This window comes from Halorussus litoreus, assembly GCF_003382685.1.
Lineage (GTDB): Archaea > Halobacteriota > Halobacteria > Halobacteriales > Haladaptataceae > Halorussus > Halorussus litoreus.
This window is the reverse complement of sequence record NZ_KZ859517.1, coordinates 26,738-44,293: the sequence shown is the minus strand read 5'-3', so window position 1 is coordinate 44,293 and position 17,556 is coordinate 26,738. Positions and strand designations below refer to the sequence as shown.

Annotated in this window: 21 protein-coding genes and 1 pseudogene; 12 read left to right on the top strand and 10 right to left on the bottom strand. The window is 68.1% G+C overall.

Translation table 11 applies throughout. The features are described from left to right. Positions 1–574 precede the first annotated feature (574 nt). The 4 genes from ncsA to DPQ64_RS08260 all read right to left on the bottom strand — a co-directional run bounded on the left by ncsA (position 575) and on the right by DPQ64_RS08260 (position 4,691). The gene (gene ncsA, locus DPQ64_RS08275; protein ID WP_115863882.1) at positions 575–1,594 is read right to left on the bottom strand and encodes a tRNA 2-thiolation protein NcsA; all 1,020 of its coding nucleotides are present in this window, start codon (positions 1,592–1,594) and stop codon (positions 575–577) included. A gap of 198 nt (positions 1,595–1,792) precedes the next feature. Next, positions 1,793–2,833 carry a metal ABC transporter permease gene (locus DPQ64_RS08270; protein WP_115863881.1) on the bottom strand — a complete coding sequence of 347 codons (1,041 nt, stop codon included), beginning with the start codon at positions 2,831–2,833 and terminating at the stop codon, positions 1,793–1,795. Further along, positions 2,830–3,612: a metal ABC transporter ATP-binding protein gene (locus DPQ64_RS08265; protein ID WP_115863880.1), complete on the bottom strand. Its 783-nt coding sequence runs from the start codon at positions 3,610–3,612 to the stop codon at positions 2,830–2,832. Before DPQ64_RS08265 ends, DPQ64_RS08270 begins: the two co-directional genes overlap by 4 nt. Next, a complete protein-coding gene (locus DPQ64_RS08260) occupies positions 3,609–4,691 on the bottom strand; it encodes a metal ABC transporter substrate-binding protein (protein WP_115863879.1) in 1,083 nt (360 codons plus the stop codon). Before DPQ64_RS08260 ends, DPQ64_RS08265 begins: the two co-directional genes overlap by 4 nt. A 115-nt stretch (positions 4,692–4,806) precedes the next feature. Here DPQ64_RS08260 and DPQ64_RS08255 point away from each other — a divergent pair, with 115 nt between their 5' ends. The 4 genes and pseudogenes from DPQ64_RS08255 to DPQ64_RS08240 all read left to right on the top strand — a co-directional run bounded on the left by DPQ64_RS08255 (position 4,807) and on the right by DPQ64_RS08240 (position 7,382). Next, complete coding sequence (locus DPQ64_RS08255; protein ID WP_115863878.1) at positions 4,807–5,004, top strand: hypothetical protein; 198 nt, start codon at positions 4,807–4,809, stop codon at positions 5,002–5,004. Between the two features lie 640 nt (positions 5,005–5,644). After that, complete coding sequence (locus tag DPQ64_RS08250) at positions 5,645–6,139, top strand: YeeE/YedE family protein (RefSeq protein WP_115863877.1); 495 nt, start codon at positions 5,645–5,647, stop codon at positions 6,137–6,139. Positions 6,140–6,279: 140 nt separating this feature from the next. Then, positions 6,280–6,658 (top strand): annotated as a pseudogene (locus DPQ64_RS08245) (DUF6691 family protein). 76 nt (positions 6,659–6,734) lie between these two features. Next, positions 6,735–7,382: a DUF7095 family protein gene (locus tag DPQ64_RS08240; protein WP_115863876.1), complete on the top strand. Its 648-nt coding sequence runs from the start codon at positions 6,735–6,737 to the stop codon at positions 7,380–7,382. 188 nt (positions 7,383–7,570) lie between these two features. On the opposite strand, the gene DPQ64_RS08235 is transcribed toward DPQ64_RS08240, so the two are convergent. Together DPQ64_RS08235 and DPQ64_RS08230 are read right to left on the bottom strand one after the other, a co-directional pair. Next, positions 7,571–8,434 (bottom strand): universal stress protein, encoded by an 864-nt coding sequence (locus DPQ64_RS08235; RefSeq protein WP_115863875.1) that lies wholly within the window; start codon positions 8,432–8,434, stop codon positions 7,571–7,573. A 112-nt stretch (positions 8,435–8,546) separates the two neighbouring features. Further along, on the bottom strand, positions 8,547–9,422 hold the full coding sequence (locus DPQ64_RS08230) for a class I SAM-dependent methyltransferase (RefSeq protein WP_115863874.1): 876 nt from the start codon (positions 9,420–9,422) through the stop codon (positions 8,547–8,549). Positions 9,423–9,839: 417 nt separating this feature from the next. On the opposite strand from DPQ64_RS08230, the gene DPQ64_RS08225 reads away from it, so the two are divergent. Genes DPQ64_RS08225 through DPQ64_RS08215 form a run of 3 tightly spaced genes read left to right on the top strand, consistent with a single transcriptional unit; the run spans position 9,840 to position 11,464 of the window. Beyond that, a complete protein-coding gene (locus tag DPQ64_RS08225) occupies positions 9,840–10,616 on the top strand; it encodes an AzlC family ABC transporter permease (protein ID WP_115863873.1) in 777 nt (258 codons plus the stop codon). Then, a complete protein-coding gene (locus DPQ64_RS08220; protein WP_115863872.1) occupies positions 10,617–10,961 on the top strand; it encodes an AzlD domain-containing protein in 345 nt (114 codons plus the stop codon). 59 nt (positions 10,962–11,020) lie between these two features. Then, positions 11,021–11,464 carry a hypothetical protein gene (locus DPQ64_RS08215; protein ID WP_115863871.1) on the top strand — a complete coding sequence of 148 codons (444 nt, stop codon included), beginning with the start codon at positions 11,021–11,023 and terminating at the stop codon, positions 11,462–11,464. 39 nt (positions 11,465–11,503) lie between these two features. On the opposite strand, the gene DPQ64_RS08210 is transcribed toward DPQ64_RS08215, so the two are convergent. Both DPQ64_RS08210 and DPQ64_RS08205 read right to left on the bottom strand, forming a co-directional pair. Next, a complete protein-coding gene (locus DPQ64_RS08210; RefSeq protein ID WP_115863870.1) occupies positions 11,504–11,683 on the bottom strand; it encodes a hypothetical protein in 180 nt (59 codons plus the stop codon). 76 nt (positions 11,684–11,759) lie between these two features. Beyond that, the gene (locus tag DPQ64_RS08205; protein ID WP_115863869.1) at positions 11,760–12,587 is read right to left on the bottom strand and encodes a deoxyribonuclease IV; all 828 of its coding nucleotides are present in this window, start codon (positions 12,585–12,587) and stop codon (positions 11,760–11,762) included. Between the two features lie 634 nt (positions 12,588–13,221). Between DPQ64_RS08205 and DPQ64_RS08200 the strand changes: the two genes are divergently transcribed. Beyond that, the gene (locus tag DPQ64_RS08200) at positions 13,222–13,581 is read left to right on the top strand and encodes a hypothetical protein (RefSeq protein ID WP_115863868.1); all 360 of its coding nucleotides are present in this window, start codon (positions 13,222–13,224) and stop codon (positions 13,579–13,581) included. A gap of 46 nt (positions 13,582–13,627) precedes the next feature. Next, positions 13,628–14,161 (top strand): redoxin domain-containing protein, encoded by a 534-nt coding sequence (locus DPQ64_RS08195; RefSeq protein ID WP_115863867.1) that lies wholly within the window; start codon positions 13,628–13,630, stop codon positions 14,159–14,161. A gap of 35 nt (positions 14,162–14,196) precedes the next feature. On the opposite strand, the gene DPQ64_RS08190 is transcribed toward DPQ64_RS08195, so the two are convergent. After that, complete coding sequence (locus DPQ64_RS08190; protein WP_115863866.1) at positions 14,197–15,066, bottom strand: lipoate--protein ligase family protein; 870 nt, start codon at positions 15,064–15,066, stop codon at positions 14,197–14,199. Between the two features lie 181 nt (positions 15,067–15,247). Between DPQ64_RS08190 and DPQ64_RS19760 the strand changes: the two genes are divergently transcribed. From DPQ64_RS19760 to DPQ64_RS08180, 3 genes are all read left to right on the top strand, one after another. After that, positions 15,248–15,382, top strand: coding sequence for a hypothetical protein (locus DPQ64_RS19760; protein ID WP_269814476.1), 135 nt, complete (start codon positions 15,248–15,250; stop codon positions 15,380–15,382). A gap of 85 nt (positions 15,383–15,467) precedes the next feature. Further along, a complete protein-coding gene (locus DPQ64_RS08185) occupies positions 15,468–15,860 on the top strand; it encodes a YbhB/YbcL family Raf kinase inhibitor-like protein (protein ID WP_115863865.1) in 393 nt (130 codons plus the stop codon). 183 nt (positions 15,861–16,043) lie between these two features. Further along, positions 16,044–16,970 (top strand): serine/threonine-protein kinase RIO2, encoded by a 927-nt coding sequence (locus DPQ64_RS08180; RefSeq protein ID WP_115863864.1) that lies wholly within the window; start codon positions 16,044–16,046, stop codon positions 16,968–16,970. Between the two features lie 6 nt (positions 16,971–16,976). Here DPQ64_RS08180 and DPQ64_RS08175 read toward each other — a convergent pair whose 3' ends face one another. Beyond that, on the bottom strand, positions 16,977–17,123 hold the full coding sequence (locus DPQ64_RS08175) for a DUF1328 family protein (protein WP_115863908.1): 147 nt from the start codon (positions 17,121–17,123) through the stop codon (positions 16,977–16,979). Positions 17,124–17,556: the final 433 nt, after the last annotated feature.

Below are 17,556 nucleotides of genomic sequence, written 5' to 3'. Positions count from 1 at the left end.
CTCTTTCTTGGAAGTGACAGTAAGTTCGTGGAGTTGTATTCTCGGAACTAGAGTCCATCGTCGACCATGGCAGAGGTTTACCCTGAAATCCGGCGCGCGCGAGCAACGCGCGCGAGGGACGAGGACCGGAGGGAGGAACGAATGTGACGACCGAGGACCGCAGGAGGCTGGGGAGGACGAGGCGCGGTGTTGTGCGGTCGCGGTTACGCCTAGGCTCAAGCGATAGCTAGCTCGCTCGGAACAACGAAAGTCGGCGTGGAGCTAGCTACTGCCGAGACATATGAGAAACCGCACAGCACCGCGAGAGCCTCTCAGACCTCCCCAGCCTCGCCGACCGCATGAAAGCGGTCGGCTCCCTCGCGCGATTTGGCGCGACACGAGGTCGCGCCGTGGGAGCGAAGCTCCCACGAGCCTGCGCTCGGTGCCCTCGCGCAGACGCCCGCACGCGCCGGAGTGGAGAATCCGCCAGCACGCGCCGGGGGGAAAGTAGCCAGCGTCTGCCGAGGTGGAAGAACAAATCAGCGCACGCAGAGATGAAGAATCGTCCGAGTACGACCGCGTAGAGTCGGAAAATTCAGACCGCGTGAATCGCGTCGAGCAGCGAGCACTTCCGGCAGACGTCCCGTGTCGTCGAGGAGCCGCAGCGCTCGCACTCGCCGAGTTCCGTCGAGCCCTCCTCGCGCGCGCCGAACTCCCGAGCCGCCAGCGCGGCCAGGTCCTCGTAGCCGGCCATGATGGAGTGGCGGGTGCCCGGGTGGTTCTCCTCCAGTCCGTGGAGCAACTGCTGGATCTCGCCCCGGTAGGCCTCGCTCGCGTGGGGACACTCCGTGATGTGGGCGGGCAGATCCTTCAGGTGGGCGTACAGTGCGACCTCCTTCTCGGGCACGTCCCGGAGCGGTTTGGCCCGCGGTACGAAGTGGTCGCCCTCCTCGCGGGTCGGCCCGCCGTCCTCGCTGGTCGGACCGTCATCGTCTCGGTCACGCTCGTCGAACGAGCCCAGACTCGCGTCGAAGTGCTTGGCGATCTGGGCCACGTCGCCTTCGAGGAAGTTCATCAGCGCGGTCTCGGCCTCGTCGTCGAGGTTGTGGCCGGTCAGGAGCTTGTCCGCGCCGAGTTCCTCGGCGTACGACTCCAGCAGGTCGCGCCGGAACACCCCGCAGTAGGCACAGGCGGCCATGTTCTCGGGGTCGCTCTCGACCACGTCGTCCATCCGCACGTCGAACTCCTCCTCGTAGGTCACGAGCTCGTGGGGAATCCCCAGCTCGTCGGTCAGCTCCACGCAGGCGTCGACGCTCTCGTCGCGGTAGCCCTCGATGCCCTCGTGGATGGTGAGCGCGACGAGTTCGATGCGGGGGTCGCGCTCGAACGTCCGGTGGAGCACGTCGGTCAGGACGACGCTGTCCTTGCCGCCGGACAGCCCGATGACCCACGTTTCGGGGTCCTCCGGCGTGGCGTCGTCGGGGACCAGCCCGTCCTCGCGGACCCGCTTTCGGACCCGCTTGTCGACCGACGCGAGGAAGTGCTCCTCGCAGAGGTGCAGCCCCGAGTACGCCGCGTGCATGACCGACTCGCGGCCGCATTTGTCGCAGTCCATCGCCCGTGAGTTTCGGGTCCGGGCGTTTGTCGGTTTCGCCTCGCGACGCGTAAACTCTTTTCCGCTATAGCAAATTCGGACCGGTGGGTGCTTCACTCGCGCCGCTCGGAAAGCGCGGCTCGTAGAACAGTTGCGATCCCAACAACAGGAGGGCGGGCGATAGAGCACCTCTACCGCTGAATATCGAGATATTGAGGATCAGTCCTCGACAGCCGCGTCCGACTCCTCGACGGCCGACTCGGGATTCCGACCCGCCGACTCCCTCCCTGGAACCCACTCCTTCGCTCCGAACGCGTCGACTGCCAGCACGACCGCGTAGAGGGCGATGCCGGTCAGCACTATCGACCCGCCTGCGGCCAGCCCGTAGCGGTACGAGACGGTGACGCCGACGACGCCCGCGAACTCGCCGGCGAGCACCGCCAGTAGCAGCGACTGCTTGAACGTCCGCGCGACCCGCGCGGCGGCCGCGACCGGGACCACCAGCATCGCGGCGACGAGGATGACCCCGAGAATCTGCATCGCGCTCACGACCACCGCCGCGGTCAGGACGACCAGCAGTCGGTTGTAGAACGGGACGTCGATGCGGGCGGCGCGGGCCGCGGTCTCGTCGAAGGTGGCGTAGAGGAGCGGTCGGTACGCCGCGCCGACCAGCCCCGCGACGAGCGCGGTCATCGCGAGCAGGAGCCCGACGCTGGCCTTCGAGACGGTTGCGAGGCTGCCGAACAGGTAGGCGTCGATGCCGACCGAGATGCCGCCGTCAGTCGCGGTGATGAGCACGCTCCCGACCGCGAACCCGCCGGTCAACACGATGGCGAGCGAGGTGTCGCTGTGGGCGTCGGCGTACTCGACGAGCAGTTCCACCAGCAGCGCGGTTCCGACCGCGACGACCATCGCGGTCGCGAGCGGGTGGACCGACAGCGAGAGCACACTGTTGGCGAACAGGCCGACCGCGACCCCCGCGAACGCGGTGTGAGCCAGGGTGTCGCCGATCATCGCCATCTCGCGGTGGACGAGGAAGGTGCCGACAAGCGGCCCGACGATACCAATGCAGATTACCGCGAGGTACGCCCGCTGCATGTAAGGGTAGCTCAGCGTCCGGACGCCGAACGTCCATGCGATCCAGTCCATGCCCGCGCCGTAGGCGTCGGTCAGCAGCCAGTCGAGCAAGCCGAACAGCCAGTCGGTGAGCGCCAGCGGAGTAGCGCCGACTTCGTTCGCGAGATAGTCGAGCCGGGTCATGGCTCGTGGTCGTGATGGAGGACGTGCTGATTCGGCCCGTACGCCGACCCGAGCGCGTCGGTCTCGACGAACTCGGCCGAATCGCCGTGGAAGTGGAGTTCGCGGTTCAGGCACGCGATCTCGCTCGCGTGGGTCGTCACCACGCCGATGTCGTGCTCCACGAGGACGACCGTCAGCCCCTCGTCGTTCAGGTCGGCGAGCATCGCGTAGAACGCCTCTCGCGACCGGGCGTCGACGCCGACGGTCGGCTCGTCGAGCGCGAGCAGGTCGGCCTCGGCGGCGAGCGCCCGCGCGATGAACACCCGCTGGCGCTGGCCGCCGGAGAGTCGGCCGACCTGCCGGTCGGCGAGGTTCGCGATCCCGACGCGGTCGAGCGCGCTCGCGACGGCCCGCCGGTCGGCGTCCGAGAACCGGCCGACGAGCCGCCGGGGGTATCGGCCCATTCGGACGGCCTCGCGCACCGTTACGGGCATGTCCCGCACCGCGCCCGCGACGTTCTGGGCCACGTAGGCGACCCGCTCGCCGTCGTCGAACGAGGCGGCGGGCTCGCCGAACAGCCGGACCGTTCCCTCGTCGGGAGCCCGGAGGCCGAGCAGGAGTTCGAGCAGGGTGCTCTTGCCCGACCCGTTCGGGCCGACCACGCCGAGGAACGCTCCGGGCTCGACCGTCAGCGAAACGTCCTCGACGACCGGTTCGGAGCCGAAGCCGAAAGTGACGTTCTCGACGCCGACGACCGGCGGGGTTCCGTCCGGTCGGTCGCGGGCCGTCGCCCCAGTCACTGCTCCTCCGCCCCGAGCGCGCGCCGCAGCGTCGGGAGGTTGATCTCTCGCATGACGTCGACGTACCCCCAGCCCTTCTCGTTCCACTCCTCGGTCCGGCCGGGGATCGAGGTCAGCGGGAGCACCGACTCGGCGTCGGTCTCGGCGACTAGCTGGTTCGCCGCGCGCTGGGACGCCAGCGGGTCCGCGAGCACGTGGTCGAGGTCGTGTTCCGCGACGACGTGCTGGGCCGTCTCGACGTCCTTCGGCGTGGGCGTGTCGTCGGGCGAGACGCCGGTCAGGGTTCGGACCTCGAACCCGTACCTGGTGGCGAGGTAGCCGAAGGCGTCGTGTCCCGCGACGAGGACCACGTCCCGCGACGCGCCATCGAGCGCCGACTCGAACGACTCGTGGAGGTCGTCGAGTCGCGAGACGTACGCGTCCGCGTTCTCGGCGTAGGCGTCGGCGTTCGCCTCGTCCGCGCTCGCGAACCCCTCCCGAACGGTTTCGACCGCGCGCTTGGCCCGCACCGGGTCGAGCCAGAAGTGCGGGTCGGTCCCGCTCGCGTGGTCGTGGCCGTGGTCATCTTTCTCGGCGTGGTCCTCGTGGTGCGTGGTCGCCTCGTGGCCGTCTCCGTCCTCCGTCTCCTCGTGATGGTTTTCGTGCTCCGTCTCCTCGTGGTGGTCTCCCTCGTGACCGCCGGCGTCGAGCAGGTCGACGTTCGACCCGACCTCCACGAGGACGGTGTCCGCGCCGTCCGCGCGGACGTTCGCCGCGGCGTCGTCGGCCCACGGCTGGAACCCGTCGACGCCGTGGACGAACAGGTCCGCGTCGAGCACGTCGCCCTGGATCTGCGGTCCGGGCTCCCAGCCGTGGCCGTGCTGGCCGACCGGGACGAGCGTCTCGGCCGTCGCGACGTCGCCGGCAATGTGCGACGCGAAGTCGCCGAACACGAAGAAGGAGGCCCGTGCGGTCGCTCGCTCACGGTCCTCGTCGGCCGACTCCGTCGACGGCGCACCGCCGAGACAGCCAGCTAGCGATCCGACTGCGAGCGCGCTCGCGGTCATCTCCAGCGTTCGTCGTCGGGTGCATCGTACCATGTTAATAAGAACTGCCCACTAGATAATAATACCTGTGATTCGAAGTAGCGTTGTTGTTAACTGCTGCGAGCCGACTGCCGAACGGCCTAAGGAAGCGGCTATCGTGGGGCTATGCATGCCTGTGGGTGGGTACGACCCCGAGGACCTCGACGACGAACTCTCGCGCCTGATGGACGCCGACGGCAGGGACCCTTCGAACTGGCTCACCGCCGAGGAGCTGGCCGAGTGGGAGGCCGGCGAGAGTCTGGTGGACCTGCTCGACGAGGACGACATCCGGGAACTGCTCGCGAAAGACGACGCCGACATCGAGTGACTGTATTTGGTGCTTCGTGCGTGCGCGGGCGTGACCGCTTCCGAGCGGTCGCGCCCGCGCACGCACCCCGAGTGGCCGCACCTGCGCACGCACGGTGACGAAGAAATTTCCCGACCTCCCGTTCGGCCGCTCCCGGTAATCCGTTCGTCGCTGGTGGATGCGACGAGTTTGCCTCGCGGTCCTGTGCGGTCGCGCTCACCTGAGCGCGACCGCGCACCACCGCGAGAGCGTGCCGGTTCGTCGAACAGAATCGCTCGCAAGCGGTATCCGGCTGCTGATTCGGGCGAGAGCCCGGGTTTCGGCGCTCGGGAGCTGCTACCGCCGGTATCCGAAGCCGCCGCCGAACCGTCGCATAGGGGATTTTCTATAGCGTTAATCAATTTATCCCGGCGAGATAGTCGAAATTGCTCCGAGACGAGCAGGGCCGTTCGATCAAGCGTAGTCGCTCCGAGAGCGGTTCTCTCGGCCGGACAGCCCGTTTTCCGAGTGCGAGAGCGACGAATCACGAGAATTCACTCGACTGTCCGGACACCGACGAAGCGATTCTCTACCCCGAACCACCGTTCGTACGAGGTCCCGGCCAGTTCCGACGGGTCAGGAGCGACTAAATAGGGGGAGCGCCCTCGTTGTACGCCAACGGATGAGCACGCTGATACCGGTACTGGCGGTCGCCGAGCTGTTCCCGAACGGCGTCGAGCGCTACGCCGTCGGCGGGTTACTCGTCGGCCTCGGCACCGTCGTGATATATCTCGCTACGGGAATCACTGCGGGCGCGAGCACCTTCCTCGAGTCGACGCTGTCGTACGCCTCCGGCCTGCCTCAACTCAACCAACCGAAATACGTCGCCTCCCGCGACTGGCGCGTCGTGTTCACGCTCGGCATCGTCCTCGGCGCGGCGGCGTACGCCCTCGCCTTCCAGAACGGCGCGTGGACGACCGACGTGCAGTGGTGGCGGCTGCTCGGCGGCGGCGTCCTCGTCGGCGTCGGCACCCGCATCGGGAAGGGCTGTACCTCGGGCCACGGCATCTGTGGCGTCGGCTCGCTGTCCGAGACCTCGCTCGTCAACGTCGCGACGTTCCTCGCGGTCGCGGTCGGGACGGCCCAACTGGTGCAGGCGCTCGGGGTGACGCCATGAGCGAGGTCGACCAGCGGGAGACCTCGACTACCGACGAGCGGGGAGCCGAGCGACCCGCGAGTCGAGACCGGCATCCGCTGTTCCTTCCAGTCGTCCTCGCTGGCGGACTAATATTCGGATTCGGACTGGCGTACAGCCGGATGGCGCGCCCGGAGGTCGTGCTGGACTTCCTCCAGCTGGAGGACTTCGGCCTGCTGTTCGTGATGGGCGGAGCCGCCGGGGGTCACCGCCGTCGCGTTCGCCGTGGCGACGACGGTCCTCGATAGCGCGCCGCTGACCGGCCGCCCGTACGGCCGGCGGCTCAAGTCGTTCGACCGGAACGTGCTCGTCGGCGGCACGGTGTTCGGTGTCGGCTGGGGCGTCTCGGGCATCTGTCCCGGGGCCGCGTACGCCAGCCTCGGGATCGGCAACGTCGCCACCCTCTGGGGAATTGCGGGGATGTTCGTCGGCGCGTACCTGCAGGCTCTCTGGTGCACTCGAGGTGCGGGCGAGGCTGCCGCTGCCGCCGCGGGTGACTGACGGCAGCGTCCAGAATGCTCGTTTTCGACCGAGGAACACGCCACGATTAACCCGTCCGAACTCCAACTGACCAGCAATGAACCGAGACGAGGCCATCGAGCACGTCGAGGCGATGCTCGCCACGGTCGAGGACGAGACGATGCCGGTGCCGGTCCGGGAGCTGTGGGTGTACGGCGACGTCGCGCTCGGACTCGACCCGGTCGAGCGGCTGGACGTGTACGTCACCAAGGACATCCTCCTGCGCGGCGACGACGGGAGCGCGTCCGAGCGGTTCGAGCGCAGCCACGGCGTCAAAGGCGTGGGCAAGACCGTTCGCGCCGAGTGGGCCGACGAGTACCCCGAGCACCTGCGGGCGAACGACAGCGGTCACGCCGCGCCGGAGCAGTGTCTGGCGGCCCACCTCCTGCCAGAGGACGCGGCGGTCCACCTCGAAGTGTGTAACTCTAGTTTCGAGGACAACGTGACCCAGCGGCTCGAAGGCGCGATGACCCGCGACGCCTACGAACAGATTCTCGACCCGCGCGGGGTGTGCCTCTGGGTGGAGGGCCAGCGAAGCGACGAGGCCCTTCGAAAGCTCCGCGAGAGCGAACTCGCCTTCCCGACACTGCCCGCGGCGCTGGAGATGCTGGGGCTGGACTCCGAGGACTCTCAAGAGGCGGCCGACGCCGTGGAGTCCTACCGGAAGCGCCAGGAGGGGACGACCGTGCGCGGCGACGTGGTCTGATCACCGACGCTAGCAAGGAGTGCGAGCAGGCCGTGCATTTCGGACGAGCGAGTCCGCGCGGGGGCGCACGGTACACCCGTCTCGACCGCCCGCGCGGCGACCCTCAGGTCACGGCGGGTCTGGTCGCCCCCTCGTATTTGAAGCTTGGCGTGAGTCGAGAGGAAAGAACTCTACTGGCAGACAGAAGACTACTGCGGAACCGTCAGCACCGGGACGGGCGACGACCGCAGGACGCGCTCCGCGACGCTCCCGAGCAGGACCCGCTCGGCACCGCCGCGGCCGTGGGTGCCCAGCACCACGACGTCGGCGTCGGTCGCCTCGACGGCGTCGAGTAGCTCCTCGTAGACGACGCCGTGGCGGACGATCCCGTCGGCCGATTCGACGCCGGCCTCGTGGGCGCGGTCGACTATCGAATTCACGGTTTCTCTCGCGGCGTCGTCGAGCTGCTGGCTGACCGCCGAGGAACGCACGTCGTAGCCCAGCGAAACGTCGTCGACCACGGAAATCGCGTGGAGTGCGGCGTCGAGCCCCGACGCGAGTTCGACGCCCCGGTCGACCGCGGTAGCCGCGGCCTCGCCCCCGTCGGTCGCCACCAGCACGTTCTCGTAGGGGAACGCCGTGCGGCCGTCCGCGTTGCTGTCGATCGTGAGCACCGGCACCTCCGAGAGCCGGACCGCGCGCTCGGTGACGCTGCCGAGCAGGTGCTCCGAGACGCCGCTCCGTCCGCGGGTCGGCATCACCACGAGGTCCATCCCGCGCTGGGCCGCGTAGTCGGCGATGGTGGTCGCCGGATCGCCCTGTACGACCTCGGTCTCTACGTCGACGCCTCTGCGGCGCGCGGTCTCGGCGACCGCGTCGACGATCTCGGTGCCTTCCCGTTCGAGCGCGTCGACGACCTCCGCGTCGACCACGGTCACGCTGTCGCGGTTCGTGTCCGCCACGTTCACGACGAACAGCGTGGCGTCGAACCGCTCGGCGAGGTCGAGCGCGTGAGCGATGGCCTCGTCGGTCCCCTCGCTCCCGTCGGTGGGCAGGAGCATACTCTCGAACATATGTGAGCGGTCGCGCGCCGAGGACAAAGAGGTTCGGCCTCGCGGGGCCTCTCGGCTGGGTCAGGGCTGGGTCAGACCGACCTGACCGGCGATTGGGCCGATCAGATCGCTTTCACACCGACCCAACGGTCACGTAGAACGGGACCACCTCGGCCCGGCGGTACTCCCCGGCAGCCATCTGCTCGACCACCGCCCGGCCCATCTCGCGCCAGTCGGTCCGGAGGTCGTCGTACGCCTCGGCCGAGAGGTCGCCAGCGAGCAGGGTCGCCCGGTCGTCGGCCAGCCCCTCGCCGCTGGCTTTCCGGCGGGCCGAGCGCAGGTCCCGGTCGGCGTACGGCGGTTCGACGGTCCGGGCGTGGACGTGCCGCCGGGTCGACGCCTCGGATAGTCCCGCCTCTCGGAACGCCTCGCGGGTGCCCTCGCCGCCCAACGTCACGTCGGTCTCGACCCCGGCGAGATACGCCCGGCGCGCGCGGGCCGCCAGTTCGGACTCCGAATCGACGGTCGACTCGACCGACACCGCGGCGTTGTCGGGTTCGACCGCGGCCACGAGGTCCGAGGACACCCGGCGGAACTCCGCGAGCGCGGCCGCGGGGTCGGGCAGGTTGATGAGCAGCGCCTGACAGACCACGAGGTCGAACGCGTCGTCGCGGAACGGCAGCGCGAGGGCGTCGCCCGCGACGACGGGGAGCGAGTGCTCCGGTTCGTCCCCGCCTTGATCGTCAGATCCGCTCCTCTCGTGTGTGCGTTCGCGGTCGCGGCCGGGCGCAGCGCGCCCGGCCGCGACCGCGAGCAAGTCGCGGTCCGCGTCGCAGCCGACGACCTCGCCGGGCGTCTCCTCGGCCAGCACCCGCGAAAGCTCGCCGGTGCCACAGCCAACGTCGAGCACGCGCTCCCGGGAGTCGAGGTCGAGGTCGGCCAGCGCCGACCGGTCGTCCCACATCCCGCGGCGCGTGTCCCGGAGGTAGTCGGCGGAGAACTGTCGCACGGCTGAATCTAGTGGGGGTTGGAACGCGACGGGCAAAAGCGGGGTGGTCTCGGTCGGTGGTGTTGAATCCGTAGTTGGAACTGGGTCGGTGGTGTTCGAATCTGTAGCTGGTACGAATAAGACATCCTCGAAAGCCCTCGGGCGCTCGCTGCCGGAAGACGGTCCTGCTCGGCCTTCGGCCTGCGCGGGCCGCGTCTTCCGAGGTCACACTCGCTCCACTCGCGTGACCGCGGACCCGCCTCGCCCTTTCAGTCCGCCAGGGACGAGTTTGATGCACCGCGCGAAACCGGTGGATAGTCGCGCTTAGCGCAAGGTTGCCTCCCGGTCGGCGGGCGCGGGACTCGACCGTCGTCCAGTTTCCCGGAGGTTTCGCCGGGAGGCCAAACGTCATACCGGTCGGCCGACCACGGACAGACAGTGAGTTCCCCTCGTAGTGACTTCCGGGCCGGACTCCGGGTCACCGCGCCCATCGTCCTCGGCATCGTGCCGTTCGGGCTCGTCGCGGGCGCGGCCGCCGTCAGCGTCGGCATCCCGGCCCTGCAGGCGCTCGCCATGTCGGTCGTCATCTTCGCCGGGGCGTCCCAGCTCGCCGCCGTGGAGCTGGTGGGGCAAGGCGCGCCCGCGGTCGTCGTCGTAGCGACCGTACTGGTCGTCAACCTCCGGTTGGTGATGTACAGCGCGTCCATCGCGCCCCACTTCGCCAACCAGTCCGCGAAGTGGAAGGCCGCGCTCAGCTACCTGCTCACCGATCAGGCGTACGCCGTCTCGGTGGTCGAGTTCGAGAACGACCCGAAGACGAGCCGGCGCTGGTACTACCTCGGCGTCGCGGTCCCGCTGTGGGTCGCGTGGCAGGCCGCCACCGTCGTCGGCGTGTTCGTCGGCGCGAGCGTCCCCGACGGCTGGCAACTGGAGTTCGCGGTCCCGCTGGTGTTCCTCGCAATCCTCGTCCCGGCCGTGACCGACCGCGCGACCGGCGCGGCCGCCATCGTCGGCGGGACCGCCGCGATTCTGGCCCGCGGGCTGCCGTACAACCTCGGACTCGTCGTCGCCGCGCTAATCGCCATCGCGGCCGGGCTGGCGGTCGAGTCGCTGACCGACGTGGAGCCGGGCGGGGAGGCCGGAGCGGAGGACGGTGCAGAAGTCGAGGCGAAGTCGAAAACCGAGCCCGGCGCGGACGACGAGGAGGTGGCCTGAGTGGCGGGCACGCACCTCGACTCGGCCGTGCTGTGGCTCGCCATCCTCGCCGCGGGGGTCGGCACGTTCGCGCTCCGGGTGTCGTTCGTCGCGATGTTCGAGCGCTTCGACGAGGTGCCCCCGGGCGTCGAGCGCGCGCTCCGGTTCGTCCCCGCCGCGGTGCTCTCGGCGCTGGTCGCCCCGCAGGTGCTCGCCGCCGACGGGGGCGTCGCGCTCTCGGCCGCGAACCCGCGGCTGCTCGCCGGCGCGCTCGCGCTCGCGGTCGCGTGGCGGACCGAGGACGTGTTCGCGACGCTGGTCGCCGGGATGGGCGCGCTCTGGCTGACGACGTTCGTGCTCGGGTAGGAGGCTGCCGGCTCCGGTCGAGCCGGGGAGTTGAAGGCTCGACACGTTGCCCGTTCGATATGGGCGTTCGGAGCGCGCTCGGGACGATGGCGCGGTTCGTCGCGGCGGTGAGCGGACTGTACTTCGTCGTCGCGCTCGGGTTGCTACTCGTCGTCTTCGCGGGGCGAGCACTCGGCGGCCAGTATCCGGTTCCCGACGAGTCGGTCGCACCCCTCGCCGACGTCGCTACGCTGGTGGCGACGCTGCTCGCCGCGTGGTTCCTCGTCGAGAGCTACTCGCTGAAACGCCTCTTCGCGTTCGCAGTCGCGGTCTGGGCGCTCTTCTTCGCGGTCCTGTTGAGCGCCGCGGCCGTCGACGCGGTGTTCGGACCGCTCTCGGTCGGCTGGCCCGTATTCGGAGTGCTGTTGCTCGCGACCGGCGTCCTCGCATATCTCGGGGCCTACCGGCTGATCTACCCCGATGCGTTCGCTCGGCGAACGCGGACGTACGGTCTTGGCGGCTGATTACAGCCAGTCTCGGAGGGTCACGGTCGGCTCGGTCGGTCACAACCGATCTCGAAGGGTCACGCCGACCGCGACCGCCACCGCGAGGATGGCGAGGCCGACCGTGAACGGGTTCGACGCGCCGTCGCCGAACCGCCAGCCGAAGAACACGTAGCCGACCAGTCCGACGGCGAACGCGAGCAGGCCGAGTGCCCGGGTCGTCTTGGTTTGAGAGCGCATACTGACGTGTTTTTTCGGCAACTACAAAATCGTTCTCCTGCGGGAGGAAGACGGCGGATCGAAACGCCCGATTTCGCTACTCGCGCAGTTCCTTCACGCGCTCGATGTTCCACGCGAAGCCCCGGCCGTCCTCGTGGGGCGTCTCGAGGACCAGCGGGACGTCCGCCAGATCGGGGTGGTTGACGACGGCCGACATCCCCTCGTCGCCGATGTACCCCTCGCCGATGTGGGCGTGCTCGTCCTTGTTCGTGCCGCACTCGTGCTTCGAGTCGTTGAGGTGGATGCACTCCAGATGCTCCAATCCGACCACGTCGTCGAACTCCGCGACGGCGTCGTACACCGCCGCCTCGCTGGAGAGGTCGTAGCCCGCCGCGAACACGTGCGCGGTGTCGAGACAGACGTCCAGATCCTGCTCGGAGCGGTCGAGGACCTCGGCGAGATGCTCGAAGTCGTCGCCCAGTTTGGTGCCCGAGCCCGCGTCGCTCTCGACGAGGACGGTCACGCCCTCGGGAATGTCCAACTCGTCGAGCGCGCTGGCGGCGTTGTCGAGACCGTTCTCGACGCCCGCGCCGGTGTGCGCGCCGAGGTGGACGTTGACGTACGGGACGTCGAGCGCGTCGGCGGCGTCGACCTCCTTCTGCATGCTGTCGACGGACTTCTCGCGCAGGTCGTCCTTCGGCGTGCAGAGGTTCACGAGGTACGACGAGTGGATGACCCATGGCCCCACGTCGTTCTCGGCCGACAGCGTGCGGAACTGCTCGGCCTCCTCCTCGCCGATGTTGGGGTCCTGCCACACCTGCGGCGAGTGGGTGAATATCTGCCCGCAGTTGCCGCCGTCCTCGATCTGGTCGTCTACGGCGTTGTACACGCCGCCAGCGATGGATTCGTGCGCTCCGACTTTCATGTGTTCGGGCAGGTATGGAGAGGGTAAAAGGAGTTCGGAACCGGAGAAGCGGATTTATCAGAGGGTCGTGTAGTGAATCTCGGCTTCGGAGTGACGAGCAAAACTGTACTTCGCGACACTGTACTTCGCGACACTGTACTTGCAACCTCGGCGCGCGCGAGCAACGCGCGCGAGGGACGAAGACCGCAGCGTAGCGAGGACCGCAGGAGGCTGGGGGAAGACGAGGCCCAGTGCTTTGCGGTGCGGTTGCCGTCACGCCTAAGCTCAAGCAATAGCTAGCTCGTTCGGAACAACGAAAATCGGCGTGAAGCTAGCTACCGCCGAGGCATATGAGAAACCGCACAGCACCGCAACCGCGACCGCGGGCCTCACGCCTCCCCAGCCTCCTGCGTTACTCACTCCGCTTCGCTCCGTTGCGTTACTCGTCCCTCGCGCGATTTGGCGCGACACGGAGGTCGCGCCTGCACGCGCCGGGGTGTAAGGAGCAGGGAGTGCGCGCCGGGGTGGAAAGAGAAGTAGCGCATCAACGGATGGAGAGCAAACCAGTGCGCCGGACAGAAAACCCGCCGACGCGCCCAGCCGAACACTCCATGTCAGCCACACCCATTATTGAGAGCCGCGGCGTACCCAGGGTGTGCCAATCTCCGTCGACGCATTCGAGCGAGGGGGCGAGCGCTACTCCGTCGAGGAGCGCATCGTCGAGTTCCTGCGCGAGAACGACCAGCAGGCGTACAACGTCCGGGAGATCACCGAGGCCGTGATGGAGACCGGCTGGTCGGAGACCAACGTCGAGCGCGAACTCGACGGCGAATTCGACGACGAACTCGATAGCCAACCCGACGACGGACTCGACGGCGAACTCCTCGGCTGCATCGTCGACCTCGCGACCGTGAGTTCGATCCTCGACCGACTGGTCGACCACGGCGCGCTGGAGCGGCGGGTGGTCGACGCCGGAGAGGGCGAGCGGAGCTACTACCGGACCCGGGCGAGATAGCCACTACCGAAGGCGTTTGTATCCCCGGTCGGTAACTACCGATACGATGACCGATTCGACCGGACTCGACATGGGCGAGCGGGCGCCGGACGTGACCGAGACGCTGGTCCGCTCCGACGGTACCAGTTCTGAGACTGCCCTCTCGGACCTACTGTCCGACGGTCCGGTCCTGCTCACGTTCTACACCAACGACTTCAGTCCGGGTTGCATCGAGGAGTGGTGTTCGTTCCGCGACTACGACTGGTTCGCCAGCGACGACACCGTCCAGGTGGTCGGAGCCAGCAGGTCCCGACCGTACACCCACCAGAAGTTCATCGACTACCTCGACCTCCAGTTCCCGCTGTACGCCGACACCGACCTGAACCTCGCCTCGGCGTTCGACGTGGACTACCGCGCGTTCAAGCTGGTCCGCCGGTCGAGGCGCTCGTGTTTCCTGCTCGACGAGGACGGCGTGGTCCGATACGTCTGGGTGAGCGAAGACGCGCTGGACCCGACCAGAGATCAGCCGCCCATCTCGGATATCCACGAGGCCATCGCCGAGGAGTTCGGCGGTAAAGAGGGCGAGACGTTCGGATTCTGAGGCTCACACGCCGGCTCGACAGGCCGCGGCGCGTCTCACTCCGTCGGGTCCTCTCGGTCCCGGACCCACGCCTCGCTGGCGAACTTGGCCTCGGCGCGCTCGCGGGCTCTCGACAGTTCGTCGTCTGTCCAACCGCCCTCGTCGGTCTCGACCAAACCACCTTCGTCAGCGTCGGCCCACTCGCCGAGAGCCGCTTCGACCGCCGCGACGGCCTCCTCGCGGCTCGCGCTCGCCTGTTCGTCTATCGTCGTCACGCGCTCGCGGAACTCCGCGGGCGTCGTGTCGGGGGCGGCGAACACCGAGAGGTGGCGCTCGGCGTCGAGGTCGAACTTGAGCGAGCCGTGCTGGATGATCGCGTCGTTCCGGCGGTACTGGGCGTTCCCCGAAATTTTCCGGCCGTCCTCGCCCACCGACCCATCCGCACCTGCCGACCCACCTGCGACCACGTCGTGGGCCGGGTGAAGCTCCCGGAGGTAGCACGCCGGCTGGTGGATGGCCGGCAGCTCCGTCTCGGTGAAGCGGGCGTCGACGCCGAGTCGGTCGAACGCGTCGAAGACGGGCTCGCAGAGCAGTTCGTACGTCTCCATCAGGTCGCCCGGCAGTTCGTCGGCGGGCGCGACGATGGAGTAGGAGACGTCACCCCAGTTGTCGTGGTAGATGCCCCCACCGCCAGTGGGCCGCCGCGTCACGGTGATTCCCTCGCGCTCGCAGTAGCCCCAATCGACGGTGTCGGGCTCCTGCCGGTAGCCCAGCGAGAGCGTGCTCGGCTCCCACTGGTACACTCGAACCGTACGGGGGCCGCCCTCGGCGGCCGTCTCCGCGGCGATCTCGTCGAGGGCCATGTTGACCGGGCCGGGTCGGGACTCCTCGCGGATCAGCCGCCAGTCGCGGTCGGACAGCGCCATACCTGACGTTCGCGCAAGGCCGTCAAATGGATTGCGGAGCGCGGTTGCGGTCGTGGTTGCTGGTGCGGTTGCGGATGGGGTCCTCCCTGGCTCAAGAAGTGAACCCCGAACCGTAGTTCCAATCCGAGCACGGTTGGAAGAGACCCGAAAGGTTTTCTTTTTAGGCGAACCTAAACAAACTATGGACTTGACTCGACTCGCCGAAAAGCGCGGAACGCGCACTCGAACGTGGGCCTCGGTCTGCGGTCAGTTGTTCGGCGACGGCGCGGTCGGCGACCGCGCCGTCGCCGAACAGGAGGACGACGACCCGCAGTAGCCACCCGACGGCTCGTAGTACCCACCGACCCACAGCAGCCATCACGACTTTCCGCGCAGACGGTGAGTGTTCCCGCGGGCAAACGATGGCCGACCTCTCCTTCCGCACCTCGGCGTTCACGCACGGCGAGTCGCTTCCGGAGAAGTACACCTGCGAGGGCGAGGACCGCTCGCCCGAACTCACCATCGGCGACGTACCGGACGACGTTCATCGGACGACGTCCGATGCAGCCCATCAGAATCTGACAGATTCTGAGGACGCCGCGACACTCGCGGTGGTGGTCGACGACCCCGACGCGCCCGGTGGGACCGTCACCCACTGGTTGCTGTGGAACCTACCGCCAGACACCGTCGAGATTCCCGAGAACGTACCGCGACTGACGGTAGGCTCGGGCGCGCCGCGTCCGACGGTACAGGACGAACCCGACGAAAAGACCCGCGAGACGGCCGCGTTCACCGGAACGTTTGCCCGGGAGTGAGGGCTGGGTGAGAGGGCCGAAGCTGAGAGCCAGAGTGAGCGCCGTTGATAGAGAGCCGCGAGTGACCGCCCGAAACGAGATTTCGTATCTCGATTATTGGTTTATTACCGTGGAATCCCCGCCGCCCACCCCGGACGCGCCGGGACGCGGAACTTTTACCGACCGAACGACTACGGGAATCTGATGGTCCAGAACGTCGCGGGGATGCTGGCCGAGCTGGAGCCCGAGGACTTCCATCTGCTGTCGGGCGTCGAGCAGGGGATGCGCTTCTCGGAGTGGGTCGCCCGCGAGAAGCTGCCCGAGTTCTCCCGACTCACCACCGAGGAGGTCGACTACCGGCTCGACAGGTGTCTCGACCGCGACCTCATCGAGCGCAAGACGATCCAGTACGAGGGGTACAAGCTCAAGTTCGAGGGGTACGACGCGCTGGCGCTCCACTCGTTCGTCGAGCGCGACACGCTGGAAGGGTTCGGCGCGCCGCTGGGTGTCGGCAAGGAGAGCGACGTGTACGAAGTCCAGTCGTACAAGCCCCTCGCGCTCAAGTACCACCGCGAGGGCTTCACCAACTTCCGCGAGGTGATGAAAGAGCGCGACTACACCTCGGACCGCGAGCACGTCTCGTGGCTGTACACCGCCCGGAAGGCGGCCGAGCGCGAGTACGAGGCGCTCGAGACGCTCTACCCGGACGTGGCAGTGCCCCAACCGGTCGACCAGAACCGCCACGCAATCGTGATGGAGAAGATCGACGGCGTGGAGCTCTCGCGGACGCGACTGGAGGACGAACAGGTCGTGCCCGTGCTCGATCTCATCCTCCGGGAGATGGCCGACGCCTACGACGCGGGGTTCGTCCACGCCGACATGAGCGAGTACAACGTGTTCGTCGAGGAGTCGGGCATCACCATCTTCGACTGGCCACAGGCCACCCCGACCGACCACGAGAACGCCGAGGAGTTCCTCGAACGCGACGTGGAGAACGTGGTCGGCTACTTCCGCCGGAAGTACCCGCAGCTGATGCCCGACGAGGTCGACGCCGAAGCGCTCGCTGGCGATCTCGCAGACGGTGCGTTCGAGTCGGTCCGCGAGTACGGGCCCGAACGCGAAGACGAGTAGGAGCGGTCAGAACACGAGCGACAGCACCGCGAGCACGAGGAAGATTATCACCAGCCACTTGGCGACGTCCATCGACAGGCCGGCGACGCCGCCGGCCCCCAGCGCGCCCGCGATGATCGCCAACACGAAAAAGGCGATGGCGAGTTCGAGGATGGCCATCCTATCGACCTCCGTCGCGTCGCGGCGTTCGGTCGCTCTCCGCGAAGCTGCGTCGGTCGTCCGTCACGTGGCTGCCCTCGACCGCTGCGCGCTCGTTGGCTGTGTCGTGTGCCATACCCGACGGTAGAACGTCGACGCTCTTTGTTATCCGCCAGCTAATCTGGAATCGATTGGATACGCAGCGGTCGGAGGGAACGAAACGGTCTGCAACCGTCGGCCCGAGGGAGACACTCCGGGAGGCCCAGCACGCTCGGGGGCCGCCGGACTGGAGGGCCCCGTTCGACTCGCGCGAAGACGAAGCGCTTAAACCCGAACGACGAGAAATCGGGGTAACTCGCTGGCGGACGGGCACCAGCGGGCACCTGTGGGGGGGGGGGGGGGGGGGGTGGGGGTGGGGGGGGGGGGGGGGGGCGGCGCGCGGAGCGGG

Excerpts from the sequence above, each read along its gene's own strand:
- ncsA (WP_115863882.1), bottom strand. The coding sequence starts at position 1,594 with ATGGACTGCGACAAATGCGGCCGCGAGTCGGTCATGCACGCGGCGTAC.
- DPQ64_RS08270 (WP_115863881.1), bottom strand. The coding sequence starts at position 2,833 with ATGACCCGGCTCGACTATCTCGCGAACGAAGTCGGCGCTACTCCGCTG.
- DPQ64_RS08260 (WP_115863879.1), bottom strand. The coding sequence starts at position 4,691 with ATGGTACGATGCACCCGACGACGAACGCTGGAGATGACCGCGAGCGCG.
- DPQ64_RS08255 (WP_115863878.1), top strand. The coding sequence starts at position 4,807 with ATGCCTGTGGGTGGGTACGACCCCGAGGACCTCGACGACGAACTCTCG.
- DPQ64_RS08250 (WP_115863877.1), top strand. The coding sequence starts at position 5,645 with ATGAGCACGCTGATACCGGTACTGGCGGTCGCCGAGCTGTTCCCGAAC.
- DPQ64_RS08240 (WP_115863876.1), top strand. The coding sequence starts at position 6,735 with ATGAACCGAGACGAGGCCATCGAGCACGTCGAGGCGATGCTCGCCACG.
- DPQ64_RS08235 (WP_115863875.1), bottom strand. The coding sequence starts at position 8,434 with ATGTTCGAGAGTATGCTCCTGCCCACCGACGGGAGCGAGGGGACCGAC.
- DPQ64_RS08215 (WP_115863871.1), top strand. The coding sequence starts at position 11,021 with ATGGGCGTTCGGAGCGCGCTCGGGACGATGGCGCGGTTCGTCGCGGCG.
- DPQ64_RS08210 (WP_115863870.1), bottom strand. The coding sequence starts at position 11,683 with ATGCGCTCTCAAACCAAGACGACCCGGGCACTCGGCCTGCTCGCGTTC.
- DPQ64_RS08205 (WP_115863869.1), bottom strand. The coding sequence starts at position 12,587 with ATGAAAGTCGGAGCGCACGAATCCATCGCTGGCGGCGTGTACAACGCC.
- DPQ64_RS08195 (WP_115863867.1), top strand. The coding sequence starts at position 13,628 with ATGACCGATTCGACCGGACTCGACATGGGCGAGCGGGCGCCGGACGTG.
- DPQ64_RS08190 (WP_115863866.1), bottom strand. The coding sequence starts at position 15,066 with ATGGCGCTGTCCGACCGCGACTGGCGGCTGATCCGCGAGGAGTCCCGA.
- DPQ64_RS19760 (WP_269814476.1), top strand. The coding sequence starts at position 15,248 with ATGGACTTGACTCGACTCGCCGAAAAGCGCGGAACGCGCACTCGAACG.
- DPQ64_RS08185 (WP_115863865.1), top strand. The coding sequence starts at position 15,468 with ATGGCCGACCTCTCCTTCCGCACCTCGGCGTTCACGCACGGCGAGTCG.
- DPQ64_RS08180 (WP_115863864.1), top strand. The coding sequence starts at position 16,044 with ATGGTCCAGAACGTCGCGGGGATGCTGGCCGAGCTGGAGCCCGAGGAC.